This window comes from Microbulbifer agarilyticus S89, from assembly GCF_000220505.1.
Lineage (GTDB): Bacteria > Pseudomonadota > Gammaproteobacteria > Pseudomonadales > Cellvibrionaceae > Microbulbifer > Microbulbifer agarilyticus_B.
This window is the reverse complement of sequence record NZ_AFPJ01000007.1, coordinates 41,637-57,593: the sequence shown is the minus strand read 5'-3', so window position 1 is coordinate 57,593 and position 15,957 is coordinate 41,637. Positions and strand designations below refer to the sequence as shown.

General features: G+C 57.9%; 14 protein-coding genes. 6 read left to right on the top strand and 8 right to left on the bottom strand.

What is annotated here, in order from left to right; all coding sequences use genetic code 11:
* Window positions 1-4 precede the first annotated feature (4 nt).
* The 5 genes from serS to AS89_RS0101050 form a co-directional block, all read right to left on the bottom strand.
* The gene (serS, locus tag AS89_RS0101070) at window positions 5-1,279 is read right to left on the bottom strand and encodes a serine--tRNA ligase (protein WP_010130387.1); all 1,275 of its coding nucleotides are present in this window, start codon (window positions 1,277-1,279) and stop codon (window positions 5-7) included.
* Between the two features lie 18 nt (window positions 1,280-1,297).
* The gene (gene crcB, locus AS89_RS0101065; protein ID WP_010130386.1) at window positions 1,298-1,672 is read right to left on the bottom strand and encodes a fluoride efflux transporter CrcB; all 375 of its coding nucleotides are present in this window, start codon (window positions 1,670-1,672) and stop codon (window positions 1,298-1,300) included.
* A gap of 92 nt (window positions 1,673-1,764) precedes the next feature.
* Window positions 1,765-3,114 (bottom strand): replication-associated recombination protein A, encoded by a 1,350-nt coding sequence (locus AS89_RS0101060; RefSeq protein WP_029249678.1) that lies wholly within the window; start codon window positions 3,112-3,114, stop codon window positions 1,765-1,767.
* Window positions 3,107-3,724 carry an outer membrane lipoprotein chaperone LolA gene (gene lolA, locus AS89_RS0101055; RefSeq protein ID WP_010130384.1) on the bottom strand — a complete coding sequence of 206 codons (618 nt, stop codon included), beginning with the start codon at window positions 3,722-3,724 and terminating at the stop codon, window positions 3,107-3,109. Before lolA ends, AS89_RS0101060 begins: the two co-directional genes overlap by 8 nt.
* Window positions 3,725-3,824: 100 nt before the next feature.
* Entirely contained in the window at window positions 3,825-6,149 is a 2,325-nt protein-coding gene (locus tag AS89_RS0101050; protein ID WP_010130383.1) for a DNA translocase FtsK, read from the bottom strand.
* A gap of 491 nt (window positions 6,150-6,640) precedes the next feature.
* Here AS89_RS0101050 and trxB point away from each other — a divergent pair, with 491 nt between their 5' ends.
* The 4 genes from trxB (at window position 6,641) to infA (ending at window position 9,795) form a co-directional block, all read left to right on the top strand.
* Complete coding sequence (gene trxB, locus AS89_RS0101045; RefSeq protein ID WP_010130382.1) at window positions 6,641-7,582, top strand: thioredoxin-disulfide reductase; 942 nt, start codon at window positions 6,641-6,643, stop codon at window positions 7,580-7,582.
* Window positions 7,583-7,699: 117 nt separating this feature from the next.
* Entirely contained in the window at window positions 7,700-8,425 is a 726-nt protein-coding gene (gene aat / locus AS89_RS0101040) for a leucyl/phenylalanyl-tRNA--protein transferase (RefSeq protein WP_010130381.1), read from the top strand.
* Window positions 8,426-8,639: 214 nt separating this feature from the next.
* Complete coding sequence (locus AS89_RS0101035) at window positions 8,640-9,359, top strand: arginyltransferase (RefSeq protein WP_010130380.1); 720 nt, start codon at window positions 8,640-8,642, stop codon at window positions 9,357-9,359.
* A gap of 217 nt (window positions 9,360-9,576) precedes the next feature.
* Window positions 9,577-9,795: a translation initiation factor IF-1 gene (infA, locus tag AS89_RS0101030; RefSeq protein ID WP_010130378.1), complete on the top strand. Its 219-nt coding sequence runs from the start codon at window positions 9,577-9,579 to the stop codon at window positions 9,793-9,795.
* 83 nt (window positions 9,796-9,878) lie between these two features.
* On the opposite strand, the gene clpA is transcribed toward infA, so the two are convergent.
* On the bottom strand, window positions 9,879-12,164 hold the full coding sequence (clpA, locus tag AS89_RS0101025; RefSeq protein WP_010130377.1) for an ATP-dependent Clp protease ATP-binding subunit ClpA: 2,286 nt from the start codon (window positions 12,162-12,164) through the stop codon (window positions 9,879-9,881).
* Between the two features lie 129 nt (window positions 12,165-12,293).
* On the bottom strand, window positions 12,294-12,689 hold the full coding sequence (gene clpS / locus AS89_RS0101020; protein ID WP_010130376.1) for an ATP-dependent Clp protease adapter ClpS: 396 nt from the start codon (window positions 12,687-12,689) through the stop codon (window positions 12,294-12,296).
* Between the two features lie 347 nt (window positions 12,690-13,036).
* Here clpS and cspD point away from each other — a divergent pair, with 347 nt between their 5' ends.
* Window positions 13,037-13,324, top strand: coding sequence for a cold shock domain-containing protein CspD (gene cspD, locus AS89_RS0101015; RefSeq protein ID WP_010130375.1), 288 nt, complete (start codon window positions 13,037-13,039; stop codon window positions 13,322-13,324).
* 214 nt (window positions 13,325-13,538) lie between these two features.
* Here the strand turns inward: cspD and icd are convergent, their stop codons facing one another.
* Window positions 13,539-14,789 (bottom strand): NADP-dependent isocitrate dehydrogenase, encoded by a 1,251-nt coding sequence (icd, locus tag AS89_RS0101010; protein ID WP_010130374.1) that lies wholly within the window; start codon window positions 14,787-14,789, stop codon window positions 13,539-13,541.
* A 276-nt stretch (window positions 14,790-15,065) separates the two neighbouring features.
* On the opposite strand from icd, the gene AS89_RS0101005 reads away from it, so the two are divergent.
* On the top strand, window positions 15,066-15,752 hold the full coding sequence (locus AS89_RS0101005) for a pseudouridine synthase (RefSeq protein ID WP_010130371.1): 687 nt from the start codon (window positions 15,066-15,068) through the stop codon (window positions 15,750-15,752).
* Window positions 15,753-15,957 lie beyond the last annotated feature (205 nt).

Sequence of the window (15,957 nt, the reverse complement as noted above, 5' to 3'; positions counted from 1 at the left end):
CTGCTTAGCCGATCTTGGTTGCGCCCCGCATGTATGGGCGCAGTACTTCCGGCACCTCGATACTACCATCGGCCTGTTGGTAGTTTTCCAGTACCGCGATCAGCGTGCGGCCTACTGCCAGCCCGGATCCATTCAGGGTGTGCAGCAGTTCTGGCTTGCCCGTTTCCGGGTTGCGCCAGCGTGCCTTCATACGCCGGGCCTGGAAGTCGCCCATCAGGGAGCAGGAAGAGATTTCCCGGTACTTATCCTGAGACGGAATCCACACTTCCAGGTCATAGGTTTTGGTTGCACCGAAACCCATATCGCCACCACACAGCACTACTTTGCGGTATGGCAGATTCAGTTTCTGCAGAACTGCTTCTGCATGACTGGTGAGCTGTTCGAGCGCATCCATGGACTGATCTGGGCGAGCGAAGCAAACCAGTTCTACTTTTTCGAACTGGTGCTGCCTGATCATGCCGCGGGTGTCGCGCCCGTGGGAGCCGGCTTCGGAGCGAAAGCAGTTGGTGTGACTGACGTACTTGTGCGGCAACTGGTCGGCGTCGACGATCTCATCGCGGTACAAGTTGGTCAGCGGTACTTCTGCGGTTGGGATGAGGTAGAAACTACGCTCGTCCTCCAGTTTGAACAGATCTTCCGCAAACTTGGGCAGCTGGGAAGTTCCGTACAGGGAATCGCTATTTACTATCACCGGCACATTGGCTTCTGTATAGCCGTGCTCTTCTACATGCAGGTCAAGCATGAACTGTGCCAAAGCGCGATGCAGTTTTGCTACTTCGCCGCGCATAACGGCAAAACGGGAGCCGGTGATCTTGCTGGCTACCTCGAAGTCGAGGCCACCGAGATTGCTGCCCAGGTCTACGTGATCGCGAACGTCGAAATCAAATGCGCGCGGTTCGCCCCACTTGGCTACTTCGACGTTGTCATCTTCGTCTTTGCCCTCTGGCACAGAGGCGTCCGGCAGATTGGGGATCGCCAGCAGGATATCGTCGAGCTCTTGTTGCAGCTCGCTCAGTGCCTGCTTGGCTTCGGTCAACTGTCCACCCAGGGATTCCACTTCCTTCAGCAGCGGCGCGATATCTTCACCGGCCGCCTTCGCCCGGCCAATGTTCTTGGATTTACTGTTGCGCTCGTTTTGCAGGGACTCGGTGCGCACCTGCAATTCTTTGCGCTGTTCTTCCAGTTGTTCCAGCTTGGCTGTATCCAGTTGCACACCGCGCTTCGCCAGCGCCGCAGCTACGTCGTCGAGTTGGGTACGAATCAGTTTTGGGTCGAGCATGATAATTTGATTACCGCGTTACAGATATTTCATTCCCAGTGTGATCGCCGCTGCGGTTGCAGCGAGGCACACCAGAAGGCTGACCACGACATAGGCCAGCGCCGTTAAAGGCTGGCCATTGTGCCACAACAGCACAGTTTCCAGCGAGAAGGTCGAGAAGGTTGTGAGGGCACCAAATAGCCCGGTCATGATCAGCAGCCGCCACTCGTGTCCAAGCATGCCGCGCTCGATGATTAAAACGTAGGCAATGCCGATCAGCAGGGAGCCAACCACGTTGACAATCAGAGTGCCCAGCGGGAAGCGGTGCTCGAACACCGGGAAGGCCCAAACGCCCACAAGGTGGCGCAATATGGCGCCCACTGCGCCGCCTAGAGCAATTGCTATCCACTGCATGGTTATATCAATCCTTGTTGCTGGGCTGTCCTGTTACACCCTGTACCCGTGTTCCCGGTCGCTCCTGCGGCGATGGCAGTCGGCGGCGGATTTTAACGCTTTTCCGGCTGTGGGTATCGTTGACGCGGGCTTTTTTGGTTGAGCGCGCGCAGTTTCTGCAGCTTTTCCTGGATTTTGAGCTCCATGCCCCGCGGGACCGGCTCATAGTAGCGACGCCCGGTAATGGCTTCCGGGAAATAGTTTTCCCCTGCAGCGAAGCCGTCTGGTTCGTCGTGGGCATAGCGGTAGTCTGCGCCGTGGGCCATTTCCTTGGCCAGCTTGGTGGGGGCGTTGCGCAGGTGGACCGGCACTTCGTGACTCGGCTCGCGGCGAATGTCCGCCAGCACACGCTTGTACGCGCTGTAGACGGCATTGCTCTTGGCGGCGATGGCCAGGTAGACGATGGCCTGGGCGATGGCCAGTTCCCCTTCCGGGCTTCCCAGCCGCTCTTGCACGTCCCATGCGTTGAGCGCAATTTCCAGTGCGCGCGGATCTGCATTGCCAATGTCTTCGCTGGCCATGCGTACGGCCCGCCGTGCCACGTACAAGGGGTCACAGCCTCCGTCGATCATGCGTGCAAACCAGTACAGCGCGGCGTCCGGGTCGGAACCGCGTACCGCCTTGTGCAGGGCCGAGATCTGGTCGTAGAAGAAGTCGCCACCCTTATCAAAGCGCCGCACGTCTGCCGTGAGCACCTCGGCCAGCACCTCTTCGTCGATGACCTGTTTGCCGTCTTCTTCGCGCGATAGATCGCAGGCAATTTCCAGCAGGTTTAATGCGCTGCGCGCATCGCCATCGGCACTCAGGGTGATCTTGTCGAGCACCGCATCACTAATCGCAATATTGCGCTGCTGCAGCTCTTCGTCTTCTGCCAATGCGCGTCGCAACAGGCCAGCAAGCTCCTGTTGGCTGAGGCTGCGCAGCAGGTACACCCGGCACCGTGACAAGAGTGCGTTGTTGAGTTCAAACGCGGGATTTTCCGTGGTGGCACCCACAAAGGTGACGGTGCCCTCTTCCACGTAAGGCAGGAATGCGTCCTGTTGCGATTTGTTGAAGCGGTGCACCTCATCCACAAACAGGATGGTACCGCGGCCACTCTGCGCTGCATGCTGCTCGGCCTCGGCAACCGCCTGGCGGATCTCCTTAACCCCGGCCAATACGGCCGAAAGGGTCGCGAAGCGCGCGTCGCACTCTTGCGCGAGCAGGCGGGCGAAGGTCGTTTTGCCGACGCCGGGTGGGCCCCACAGGACCATGGAGTGCAGCTGACCGCGCTCAACAGCCTCGCGCAAGGGTTTCCCCTGCCCCAATAAATGCGACTGGCCCACATAGTGGGCCAGGGTGGTAGGCCGCATGCGGGCGGCCAGAGGCTGATGCCGGCGCGGCGACCGGAATAAGTCATTCATCGCGGATAATGTCGGTGCCCTTTGGTGGCTTGAAGTTGAAAATGCTTGAGGACAGCGAGGGGTTGGCTTGCAAACCGTTGAACTTGATATCGGTGGTTTGCCCCATGCCATCGCGCACGGTCATCGCGGAGGGCAGGCCCCTCTTGTCGAAGCGGATCACCATAGACTTGAAGGGGGCACCGGCACGCTTCGGTGTCAGGTAATAAGCCCCCTTTTTGTTTTGCACGTTAAATGATCCGCGGATCTCCTCGACCTTGCCACCGAGCAACAGCGCGGGGGTTTCCTTCATGCGCTTGTCCACTGGGCGAATGGTCACCTGTTCCAGGTCGGGATCGTACAGCCACAGCTTTTTGTTGTTGGTAACCAGCAGCTGCGGGAACGGCTCACCGGTTTGCCAGCGCAGGCGCCCAGGGCGCTGCACCGAGAAGTTGCCGCTGCTTTTTTGCAGGGTTTTGCCCTTCTGGTCTTTCAGTGTCTGCCGAAAATTGCCGGAGATGGCGCCCAGGGGCTGTAGCAACCGGCTCAGTTCATCACTCGCATCAGCGATTGATGCGTTGCTGCCAAAGGCAAAGCCCAGTGCGATCAACAAGGCGCTCAGTGTACGTTTCATAGATGGGCTCCCGAAGTAGCTGCGTTCCAATTTGCGAATCTGTCCCTAAAGCCTAGTCTCTGGCACGTGAACCAGTCCTGAACCGGGAGGATAAACCCTGTTACGCGGGTGGTGGTGCCAGAACTTCGCGGTTGCCGTTCGCCTGTTGTGCCGATACCACTCCGGCGGCCTCCATGGCCTCAATCATGCGCGCCGCGCGATTGTAGCCGATGCGCAGTTGCCGCTGTACCGAGGAAATGGAGGCCTTTCGGGATTTGGTCACAAAAGCAACCGCTTCATCGTACAGGGCGTCGGTCTCGGGGTCGTCCTCGCCCCCCTCCGTCGTCATACCGGGTACAGGAATGCTGTTGTTGGAGTCATCGACAATGCCATCGATGTATTCCGGTTCGCCGCGGCGTGACCAGTCTGCCACAACTTGGTGCACCTCATGGTCATCAACAAAGGCCCCGTGCACCCTTATGGGCACTGCGGTACCCGGCGGCAGGTATAACATGTCACCGTGGCCGAGTAGCTGTTCCGCACCCCCCTGGTCCAAAATGGTGCGCGAGTCGACTTTGGAGGAGACCTGGAAGGCCATACGGGTGGGCACGTTGGCCTTGATCAGGCCGGTGATGACATCCACGGACGGCCGCTGGGTGGCAAGCAACAGGTGGATGCCCGCGGCACGCGCTTTCTGTGCGATCCGTGCGATCAGCTGTTCCACCTTCTTGCCCACAATCATCATCATGTCGGCGAATTCGTCGATCACCACCACGATGGCCGGCAATGGCTTGAGGTGCGGCGCGGTCTGTTCTGCTTCGGGCACACTGGACATGGGGTCGGGCTGCCAGATCGGGTCTACCAGCGGCTCACCATTGGCGATGGCCTCTTTCACCTTGCGGTTGAACCCCGCCAGGTTACGCACGCCCATGGCAGCCATCAGCTTGTAGCGGCGTTCCATTTCGCCGACGCACCAGCGCAAGCCGTTGGCGGCGTCATTCATGTCGGTGATCACCGGGGTCAGCAGGTGTGGAATCCCCTCGTACACCGAGAGCTCCAGCATTTTCGGGTCTACCAGGATAAGACGTACTTCATCCGGAGTGGACTTGTACAGCAGGCTGAGCAGCATGACGTTGATGCCGACGGATTTACCGGAACCTGTGGTACCGGCAACCAGCAGGTGCGGCATCTTGGCGAGGTCTGCGACCACCGGTTGGCCGGCGATATCGTGTCCCAGCGCCAGGGTCAGCGCCGAGCTGGATTTTTCGTACACCTCTGCGCCGAGTACTTCTGTCAGGCGCACCATCTGGCGATTTTCATTGGGAATCTCGATACCGACGACGGATTTGCCGGGGATCACTTCCACCACACGCACACTGATGACCGCCAGTGAGCGCGCAAGGTCCTTGGCCAGATTGGTAATGCGGCTGACTTTTACACCGGGCGCCGGCTGAATTTCAAAGCGGGTCACAACGGGGCCCGGCAATACCGAAACGACCTCTGCGACGACCCCAAAGTCTTTGAGCTTGAGCTCGAGTAGTCGGGAAAGTGCCTCGAGTGCCTCGCGGCTGAACCCCGCCTTCTTGTTGGTTTCTGCCGGGTCCAGCAGGGAGAGTGCGGGTAACGAACCGGTGACGGGGCCTTTAAACAGCTCGCCCTGTTTTTCCTTGGCCGCGCGCGGGCTCTGCTTGGGTGGCGGTGCGACGGCGGCAATCTTGGGGGCCTGGCGCTTGGCGGTGCGCTGCTTCTCTTCTTCGACGGCAGCCTTGCGCACGACAATCGCTTCGCGCGCGACACGTTGCTCTTCACGCGCTTTGCGCGCCCGCGCCAGACGGGTGCCGATCCAGCTGAGGACGAACAGTACACTGCGGCCGATGTCTTCCAGCAGTTGCAGCCAGGACATGCCGGTAAACACCGTCACGCCAATGGCAAACAGGGCCAGCAGCAGGATGGTTGCGCCCACGTAGCCAAGGCCGGTTTCCATAAATGTAGAGACCGCGGCACCAATGATACCGCCGTTCGAGAACGGCATCGGTTGCTCGGCCTCGCTGAAGCACAGGGTAGATATGGCAGCGCCGGCGACCAGCAGCACCAGCAGGCCCGCGACGCGCAGGGCGAATAGTGGCCCGTGGAAGCGCGCGTTCTTGTCGCGCAAGATGCGATAGGCGCGCCAGCCGATCAGTATCGGGAACAGATACGCCATCCAGCCCAGCAGGGACAGGCAGACGTCCGCCAGCCAGGCACCGGTTGGGCCAATGGCGTTTTGGATATCGCCACCAGTGCCGGTATGCGACCAGCCCGGGTCCTGAGCGCTGTAACTGAGTAGGCTGATGCCGACCAGCAAGGCACCGGCGAGGAGTCCAATCAGGGCGCCTTCGCGGACAATACGGGCAATTAGGGATTCGGGAATGGCCGCCCCGGAATCTGTTTCACTCTCAGCCTTCAATGGCCACCTCGGTCATCATGTTCTTATTAAAAGACCCACGCACTGTGTGTCCTTTATTCGGTATGGGAGTCTGTGTACTACAGCCGCCTGCTAAATGCTACCGTGGCGGGACTTCACAGATTACATTAACTGGCAATTTTACCAATATATTCAAAGAGTTACGCGACAAACCTCACGCAGACCTAACAATAAAAAAGATTTTTGCGCCAGATGCCCTGCCTATCGCTCGGCCCTGTCGATATGGTCATCCTATAAAGTCCGGCAATGAAATAAATAAGGCCAAACTATTTGGTAGCTGTGGTGTCATCACCTATCATTGCCCGCGAAATTGGGGAGCTACACCATGCGTCGACTCCCCTACCCGGCCACCCTTGTTCTCCTGCCGGCCAGTTTGCTGGTGTTTCGCGCCCGTGAGTCTCGGAGCGAGTTCGCACAGGGTGGCAGATCCAATAAATCAAATTTCTGAAAGCTGAAGTACTGTGAGTTCTGATATGAGCAATCATCATCGCCTGATCATTCTCGGTTCCGGACCGGCGGGATATACCGCGGCCATCTACGCCGCCCGTGCCAACCTGAAGCCGGTAGTGATCACCGGTATGCAACAGGGTGGTCAGCTGACCACCACGACCGAAGTGGAGAACTGGCCGGGCGGTGTGCACGACCTGCAAGGGCCCGACCTGATGGTGCAGATGCAGCAGCACGCTGAGCGTTTTGATACCAACATCATCTTCGATCACATCGAAGAAGTGGACCTGAAACAGCGCCCCTTCACCCTCAAGGGCAATGAAACCTATACCTGTGATGCGTTGATTATTGCTACGGGTGCATCGGCCCAATATCTTGGCCTGCCGTCTGAAGAGGCGTTCCAGGGCCGTGGCGTGAGTGCCTGCGCGACCTGTGATGGTTTCTTCTACCGCGACCAAAAAGTGATCGTGGTGGGCGGTGGTAACACTGCGGTTGAAGAAGCGCTGTATCTGTCGAATATCGCTGCCGAAGTGACCCTGGTCCATCGCCGCGACGAGCTGCGTGCCGAAAAGATTCTGCAGGATCGCCTGATGGACAAGGCGGAGAACGGCAATATCAACCTGTGCTGGCATCACACCCTGGATGAAGTATTGGGTGACGATAACGGTGTGACTGGGGTTCGCCTCAAGAATGCGCAGGATGGCTCCACCAAGGAGCTGGACGCATCTGGTGTATTTATCGCCATCGGCCACAAGCCCAACACCGGCATCTTCGAAGGCCAGCTGGAAATGAATGGCGGCTACATCATTGTTGAGAGTGGCCTGCACGGTAACGCCACCCAGGCTTCTGTTCCAGGTGTGTTCGCTGCGGGCGATGTGTCAGACCACATTTACCGCCAGGCAGTCACCTCTGCCGGAACCGGCTGTATGGCCGCGCTGGATGCTGAGCGCTATCTCGACGCGCAATAAATCCATGGCCTGGTTTATAGGCTGAGGTTCGGAAGGCGGCTTAGGCCGCCTTTTTTGTCGGTTATATTTGTCGGTTATAAATTCACGCCATCACAAGGCACAGCAGTACCCGAAGTTATGGATGACATCCTCACCCTACTGGACCCGGATCGGGTGGCGTTTCCAGATACGTCACATGCATTGTCTGACCCCAATGGTCTGTTGGCCGTCGGTGGGGATTTGACGGCCGACTGGCTGCTAGCCGCCTACCGCAAGGGTATCTTTCCCTGGTTCTCAGATGACCAGCCCATTCTCTGGTGGTCGCCCTCCCCGCGCTGTGTGGTGAGCCCGCAATCGCTGTCGTTTAGCCGGAGTTTGCGCAAGTTGATTCGCAAGCAGCGCTTCACGGTGACCTTCGATCAGGCTTTCGAGGCCGTAATGCGGGGTTGTGCCGCGCCCAGAGCAGATGGCGAAGGCACCTGGATTACCGATGAAATGCACGACGCCTATGTGGAGATGCATCAGCAGGGGCATGCGCATTCCGTAGAGGTCTGGCTCGATGGTGAGCTGGTCGGCGGCCTCTACGGCCTGAGCGTAGGGCGGGTATTCTTCGGTGAGTCGATGTTTCATCGTGCAACGGGTGCATCCAAGGTGGCTTTCGCCCATCTGGTGCGACAGCTCGCACGCTGGGGGTGTGAACTCATTGATTGCCAGGTCACCAACCCACACCTTGAAAGCCTCGGTGCGCAGGAATTCTCCCGCGCGGTGTTTGAGGTGCGGCTGGCCAGAGGAGTCTCACAGCCACCCTTCCCCACCCCCTGGCCGGCGGCACCGGATGCCGATCTGTTTGATGAGAACCGCTAAGTCGCGCTGCCGCCCTAAGATATGTTCGGTTCGACAAGTTTGAGTTTTGCGCGACCGCAAATTACCCTCCGGTTTACACGCGTTGCGCTCGCCGCTACGTAATGGTGAATGTTGACTTTCCGGTTCAATCCCTCAGTTGTCTGATCCCACAAGGAGCCCGCAAGCCAGTGATAAACGGTTCCCGCACTAGGACTGCCCGCAGGGTCCACCGCCCGTGAGCCAGTTCTCGCAGCTCGATTCCGTGCGCCTGCTGGCAACACTGCCGCACCCCTGCGGTTACCTGGAGGATCGCGAGGCGACAACGGTGTTTGTGGATCCGCAGACCCCCATTGATTCCCGACTGTACAGCCGACTCTCCGAGTTGGGTTTCCGCCGCAGCGGTAATTATCTGTATCGGCCCCAGTGCGCAACTTGTCGCGCCTGTGTGCCGGCGCGTGTGCCGGTTGAGCTCTTCGTTCCCAATCGCAACCAGCGGCGCTGTTGGCGCAGGAACAAGGATCTGGATGTATTCCATCGTCAGGATATCGATACCGATGAGCAGTACGCGATGTATGCGCGCTACATCGAGGCGCGCCACCGCGATGGCGAGATGTACCCGCCGAGTCGCGAGCAGTTCCGCAGCTTCCTGAACAACGCCTGGGGCAGTACCCGTTACCTGGAGTTTCGGGCCCGTGACCGGCTGGTGGCGACGGCGGTGACCGATGTATTGAGTGGTGGAGTTTCTGCCATCTACACCTTTTATGACCCCGATGAAATCAAGCGCAGCCTGGGCACCTACGCGATCCTGTACCAGATCGAGTGGACGCGCCGCCTGGGCTTGCCGAGCCTGTATCTGGGGTATTGGATTCGCCAATGCGCCAAAATGGCCTATAAAAATCAGTTTCAGCCACTGGAATATTTGACCGACGGTCGCTGGACGCTCAAGTCGGAATGAGGGGGCATCGCCCTACTCTTCCCCTGCTGCAATGGGCCGGGTATCAATTCCCGGTTTTACTTGGCCTGCAGACACTTTTCGTGCAAAATGCACGCCCGTCGTACCGCCGGCTCCAGCTACAGTATCCATGACGGTTACACGAAAGTGCCTGTCGGAGTCTGGAATTTACATTACCTGGCGGAATAGCTAGTACAAATCAATCAAGGGTTGCTGCCGCATGGCAAAAGACGATTACATTGAAATGGAAGGCGAGGTGATCGACACCCTGCCTAACACCACCTTCCGCGTGAAACTGGAAAACGGACATGTGGTGATCGCGCACATCTCCGGAAAAATGCGCAAAAACTACATCCGCATTCTGACTGGCGACAAGGTCAAGGTAGAGCTGACTCCTTATGACCTGAGCAAAGGCCGCATTACCTACCGCGCCCGCTAATTGCTCGCCGGCAATACACCGGTATTGCACGCGCAATAAAAAAGCCACCGCAAGCGGTGGCTTTTTTGGTTCTGGGGTCGCGATCAATGCAGTGCTGGTATGGCCGTATTGATTTTGAGTTGATCGTCCTCGACGGTGACTTCCACCTTACCGCCCTCATCTGACAGATCCCCAAACAGTACGGCTTCCGCCAATGGTTTGCGCAGTTTCTCGCGAATGAGCCGCGCCATCGGGCGTGCGCCCATTTTCTCGTCATAGCCGTTGCGGGCAAGCCATTCACGCGCTTCGTCATCCACTTCGAGGGTGACCCGCGACTCGTCCAGCTGAGCCTGCAATTCCACAACAAACTTGTCCACGACGGTTTTGACCACATCCACATCGAGCGCGCCAAACTGGATGATGCTGTCGAGGCGGTTGCGGAATTCTGGAGTGAACATCTTCTTGATCTCCTCCATGCCGTCTGTGCTGTGATCCTGATTAGCAAAGCCGATCGAGCGACGGCTCATCAGCTCAGCGCCGGCATTGGTGGTCATGATCAGGATGACATTGCGGAAATCGGCTTTGCGGCCGTTGTTGTCGGTGAGCGTGCCGTGGTCCATCACCTGCAGCAGCAGGTTGAACACTTCCGGGTGCGCCTTCTCAATCTCGTCGAGCAGGACCACGCTATGGGGGTGCTTGGTCACCGCGTCGGTCAGCAGGCCGCCCTGGTCAAAACCCACGTAGCCGGGAGGTGCGCCGATCAGGCGCGACACCGTGTGGCGCTCCATGTACTCGGACATATCGAAGCGAATCAGCTCGATACCCATTACCTGTGCAAGCTGGCGACACAATTCCGTTTTACCCACACCGGTGGGGCCGGCAAACAGGAAGGAGCCAATGGGTTTTTCTTCAGCACCCAGGCCGGCGCGAGCCAGCTTGATCGAAGTGCTGAGGGCTTCAATCGCCAGGTCCTGCCCGAACACCACCATCTTCAGATTTTCATCAAGCTTGGCCAGTGCCGCTTTGTCCGAAGCGGAAACACTCTTCGCCGGTATGCGTGCCATTTTGGCAACGACATTTTCAATTTCGGTGACGGAGATGGTATCGGTGCGCTGCTCCGCTGGCAGTAATGCCTGGTAGGCGCCGGCCTCATCGATCACATCGATGGCTTTGTCCGGCAGGAAACGCTCGGTGATATGGCGGTTGGCCAGTTGTGCCGCTGCCTCGAGCGCTGAATCGGTAAAGCGCACCTTGTGGTGATCTTCAAAGCAAGACTTCAGGCCCTGCAGAATCTGCACGGTCTCTTCCACCGATGGCTCGTGCACATCGATCTTCTGGAAGCGGCGGGACAGTGCACGGTCTTTTTCAAAGATGCCGCGGTACTCGTTAAACGTGGTGGAGCCAATGCAGCGCAGCTGGCCACTGGAAAGTAGAGGTTTCAGCAGGTTTGACGCATCCATGACGCCACCGGAGGCGGCACCCGCACCGATAATCGTATGGATTTCGTCGATGAACAGTACGGCATGCTCACGTTTCTTCAGTTCCGCCAGCAAGGCCTTGAAGCGTTTTTCAAAATCCCCGCGGTATTTTGTGCCCGCGAGCAGTGAGCCGAGATCCAGGGAGTAGATGGTGCTTTCCTGTAGCGGTTCCGGCACTTCCCCGTCGACGATGCGGCGTGCCAGGCCCTCGGCGATGGCGGTCTTGCCGACACCGGACTCGCCAACCAGCAGCGGGTTGTTCTTGCGGCGGCGCGCGAGTACTTGGGTAACTCGCTCTACTTCGGGCGCGCGGCCAACCAGAGGGTCAATACGCCCGAGAATGGCTTCCTGGTTTAAATTGGTGGCATAGCTCTCGAGCGGGTCGGAGCCGCCCGGCTCGGCGGTAGTGCCGAGCTCTTCATCCACCTGCTCTGGCGATGGATCGGGATTACTGTGGGTACCGTTGCCGCCGGAGCTCACACGGGAAATGCCATGGGTGATGTAGTTCACCACATCAATGCGGGCGACACTCTGCTGCTTCAGGTAGTACACGGCCTGGCTTTCCTGCTCGCAGAAAATCGCAACGAGTACGTTTGCACCGGTTACTTCTTTCTTGCCGGAGGACTGCACATGGAAAACCGCGCGCTGCAATACGCGCTGGAAGCCGAGCGTGGGCTGGGTCTCGCGGTCGGTATCGTTCTCTGGAATGAGTGGCGTGGTGGAATCGACAAACTCCAACAGTTCTCTGCGCAGAGCACTGAGGTCTGCGCCACATGCATGCAGGACATCCGCCGCGGATTCATTGTCCAGCAGCGCCAACAGCAGGTGCTCAACGGTCATAAACTCGTGGCGTTTCGCCCGTGCACCTTTGAACGCTAGATTGAGCGTTACCTCTAAATCCTTGCTGAGCATCTAAACCTCAAAACCTTACTGGCCAATGTCGTCCGGATTGTCACTGAGTACACCCGGCATTCCTAATGCGTTGCCGGCAAACCCGGCTGGAAAGTCCTACCAGGCAAGCCTGGCGCCGATTGTGTTGGATCAACCCTCCTCGCCCTGTTCGTCGTCTTCGTCAGCTTCGATTTCACACAAAAGCGGATGTTCATTGTCGCGGGCAAACTGATTTACCTGCGCGGCCTTTGTTTCCGCAATATCTCGAGTATAGACACCACAGATGGCTTTTCCCTTGGTGTGAACCTGCAACATCAGTTGAGTGGCGCGCTCGCGGTTGACATAGAAAAACAACTCAAGTGCTTCCACGACAAATTCCATCGGGGTGTAGTCGTCATTGAGCATGACCACCTTGTACATCGGCGGGCGTTTTAGCCGCGGACGGGCCTCCGCCAGCGCCGTGTCCCCCTGCCCTTCGTGGAAATGATAGTAGTCATCATCCGCACCTTGATCCGAGTGTAGTTTAATGATTTGCGAATTTCCCATAGTGTCAGTCAATCAATCTTAAAGAATCAGTTCACAGTCGTGACGCTGCTTTTGTCTAATCGAAAAATAGCCGGAACGATTATTCGATGGCCAGTCATTTTGTGTAAGTCAGTTAGCGAGCATTGTAACCCCAAACGGCTGAGCACACAGTGTCGTGGGGGATATTCGCTTGACAAGACCGGAGCGGTTGGCTACAAGAGGTAGTAACCGCGCCAAGTGGTTAATTAGGCACACGTACAATAGCGGATGCAATTGTGCTTTAAAGCAAGCGCATGAAGCGCGATAACAATAAAGACAACATATTTAGGCGGCCAGCAGTCGCCCCGGCAATTTAGAGGGATTTCGCCATGCCTACCGGTACCGTTAAGTGGTTCAATAATGCCAAGGGATATGGATTCATTCTTGCTGATGAAGGTGGAGAGGACCTGTTCGCACATTACTCGGCCATTCAAATGGAGGGTTACCGAACCCTGAAGGCGGGTCAGCAGGTACAGTTCGATATTATCCAGGGTGATAAGGGCTACCACGCGGCCAACATTAGTGCTGCCGATGCGCCTCGCCCGGCGGAAACCGCCGCACCAGCGCCGCAGGCACAGCCTGTTCGCGAGAAAGAAACGGAAGATATGCTGGATTAACCAGCCGGGTGTGTGGGCTACCTAAGCTAGCGGCCGCACGCCATTTTGGAGCCCGTGGTTCCAGCCCATTCTTCTTGCTTGGAAGAGTGATAGCGGTGCTTGGCTGATGAGTGGTACATGCGTCCCACTACTACCGCGCTGCTGTAGCTTTCGTTGATCAGAATAAAAAAAGGCCCCGCACCTTTCGGTACGGGGCCTTTTTTTCGAAGGTCTATCAGGCCATGTGCTTGATAACTTCGTCTCCGAATTCAGAGCAAGACTTCAGCTCGGCGCCGTCCATCAGGCGCTCGAAGTCATAGGTAACGGTCTTGGCTTCGATAGCACCTTCCATACCTTTAACAACCAGCTCAGCCGCTTCGTTCCAGCCCAGGTGACGCAGCATCATCTCAGCGGACAGAATCAGGGAGCCCGGGTTTACCTTGTCCTGGCCGGCGTACTTCGGCGCGGTACCGTGGGTTGCTTCGAACAGCGCAACGTCGTCAGACAGGTTCGCACCCGGAGCAATACCGATACCACCAACCTGTGCGGCCAGTGCGTCGGACAGGTAGTCGCCGTTTAGGTTCAGGGTGGCAATCACGTCGTACTCGGCCGGGCGCAGCAGGATCTGCTGCAGCATGGCGTCTGCGATCACGTCCTTAACCACGATTTCCTTACCGGTGTTCGGGTTCTTGAAGCTGCACCATGGGCCGCCGTCGATCGGCTGAGCGCCGAACTCTTCGCGAGCCAGCTCGTAGCCCCAGTCGGCGAAGGCACCTTCGGTGAACTTCATGATGTTGCCTTTGTGCACCAGGGTCAGGGAGTCACGGTCCTGATCGATGGTGTACTGCAGGGCTTTACGTACCAGGCGCTTGGTGCCCTCTTCGGATACCGGCTTAACACCGATGCCTACGTTCTGCGGGAAGCGGATTTTCTTAACGCCCATCTCGTCCTGCAGGAACTTAACAACCTTGTTCGCTTCATCGGTACCGGCTTTCCACTCGATACCTGCGTAGATGTCTTCAGAGTTCTCACGGAAGATCACCATGTCTACCTTGTTCGGCTCTTTAACCGGAGAAGGTACACCGCTGAACCAGCGAACCGGACGCTGACATACGTACAGGTCGAGTTCCTGACGCAGGGCAACGTTCAGGGAGCGGAAGCCGCCGCCTACTGGAGTGGTCAGCGGGCCTTTGATGCTTACAACGTAATCTTTGATTGCTTCCAGAGTCTCGGCCGGGAACCAGTCGCCGCTGTAGGTTTCTGCTGCTTTCTCGCCGCAGAAGATCTCCATCCAGGCGATGGACTTGTCGCCGCCGTAAGCGTTGCTTACCGCTGCGTCGATCACTTTGCGCATTACCGGGGTAATATCCACGCCGATGCCGTCACCTTCGATGAAAGGGATGATCGGGGTGTTCGGTACGTTCAGGGAACCGTCTGCATTGACTGTAACTTTTTCGCCGTTTGCCGGCACTTGGATATGACCCATTATTAAGTTGACTCCAGTAACTCTTTGACTAAACGTCCGGCTATTTCGGGGAAAAAGGGGCATACCTCGCCAAAATTTCCATTGCCGGTCATGGTTGCCGCCCGCTGTTTGCGCCGTTGCACCCAGCAAGCTGGCTAAAAAACGGCGCGATTATACCAGCATCGGGCTGTTTTTGTAGTTTCGTTACAACCAAGGCACTATGAAGTAGCTATTTCTCCGCGTTTTCTCGCTAAATTCCCCTATTTTGGTCTGTAAATCGGGTGTAAAAGTGTACCAATGAGCAAGCTGATCCTTTTAAACAAGCCCTTTGGTGTCCTGTGTCAGTTCACCGACCCTGAGGGGCGGCCCACGCTCGCTAGTTATATTACCCAGCCGGGCGTGTACGCCGCGGGTCGTCTCGATTACGACTCCGAGGGCTTGCTTTTGCTTACCGCAGATGGGCAGCTGCAGCATCGGATTGCCCACCCCAGGAACAAGTTGCCCAAGACCTACTGGGCACAGGTCGAGGGGGCGGTGACCGAAGAGGCGCTGAGGGCCTTGCGCAAGGGGGTTACGCTCAAAGACGGGCTGACCGCGCCCGCCAAAGCCCGCGCCATCAGCGCGCCAGATATTTGGCCGCGAACGCCCCCAATTCGCGAGCGTCAGTCGATCCCCACCTCCTGGATCGAGCTCACGATTAGCGAAGGGCGTAATCGTCAGGTCCGGCGGATGACCGCGGCCGTGGGCTTCCCCACGCTGCGCCTGGTTCGGTGCGCTATTGGTAATTGGCGCCTGGACGGATTGGCCCCCGGCGAGTCGCGGTCGTTAGAGGTGCACCTGCCCGATATGCCTGAGGATAAGGCGAGCGGCCGCAAGCCGCGTACCGCCGGCGCCACCCGTCAGCAGCAGAGCGCCCCCAGACGCGATGACCGGTCGGCCAAGCGCCCAGCCACGCGGCGTAACAAGCGCAGGCCCAACCGGTAAACCTGCCGGGACTATCTGTATCCTCTATGGTCTAAGTGGGGCGTCTTATAGTGCCCAATCTCCGGTGACACCGTATCGATATGCCGTGACATTGGTCACCTGCGCGTTTCACGGGTAAAATGCGCCCCCATTTTCACGCCTGCGGGCGTCATTGGGGCCGGACGGTCTTGAAAAAGCGCTGCCCTCCCTCACTGTAACAACCCGG

What these genes read in the sequence shown, in the direction of transcription:
- serS (WP_010130387.1), bottom strand. Translation starts at nt 1,279, where the DNA reads ATGCTCGACCCAAAACTGATTCGTACCCAACTCGACGACGTAGCTGCG.
- crcB (WP_010130386.1), bottom strand. Translation starts at nt 1,672, where the DNA reads ATGCAGTGGATAGCAATTGCTCTAGGCGGCGCAGTGGGCGCCATATTG.
- AS89_RS0101060 (WP_029249678.1), bottom strand. Translation starts at nt 3,114, where the DNA reads ATGAATGACTTATTCCGGTCGCCGCGCCGGCATCAGCCTCTGGCCGCC.
- lolA (WP_010130384.1), bottom strand. Translation starts at nt 3,724, where the DNA reads ATGAAACGTACACTGAGCGCCTTGTTGATCGCACTGGGCTTTGCCTTT.
- trxB (WP_010130382.1), top strand. Translation starts at nt 6,641, where the DNA reads ATGAGCAATCATCATCGCCTGATCATTCTCGGTTCCGGACCGGCGGGA.
- aat (WP_010130381.1), top strand. Translation starts at nt 7,700, where the DNA reads ATGGATGACATCCTCACCCTACTGGACCCGGATCGGGTGGCGTTTCCA.
- infA (WP_010130378.1), top strand. Translation starts at nt 9,577, where the DNA reads ATGGCAAAAGACGATTACATTGAAATGGAAGGCGAGGTGATCGACACC.
- clpA (WP_010130377.1), bottom strand. Translation starts at nt 12,164, where the DNA reads ATGCTCAGCAAGGATTTAGAGGTAACGCTCAATCTAGCGTTCAAAGGT.
- clpS (WP_010130376.1), bottom strand. Translation starts at nt 12,689, where the DNA reads ATGGGAAATTCGCAAATCATTAAACTACACTCGGATCAAGGTGCGGAT.
- cspD (WP_010130375.1), top strand. Translation starts at nt 13,037, where the DNA reads ATGCCTACCGGTACCGTTAAGTGGTTCAATAATGCCAAGGGATATGGA.
- icd (WP_010130374.1), bottom strand. Translation starts at nt 14,789, where the DNA reads ATGGGTCATATCCAAGTGCCGGCAAACGGCGAAAAAGTTACAGTCAAT.
- AS89_RS0101005 (WP_010130371.1), top strand. Translation starts at nt 15,066, where the DNA reads ATGAGCAAGCTGATCCTTTTAAACAAGCCCTTTGGTGTCCTGTGTCAG.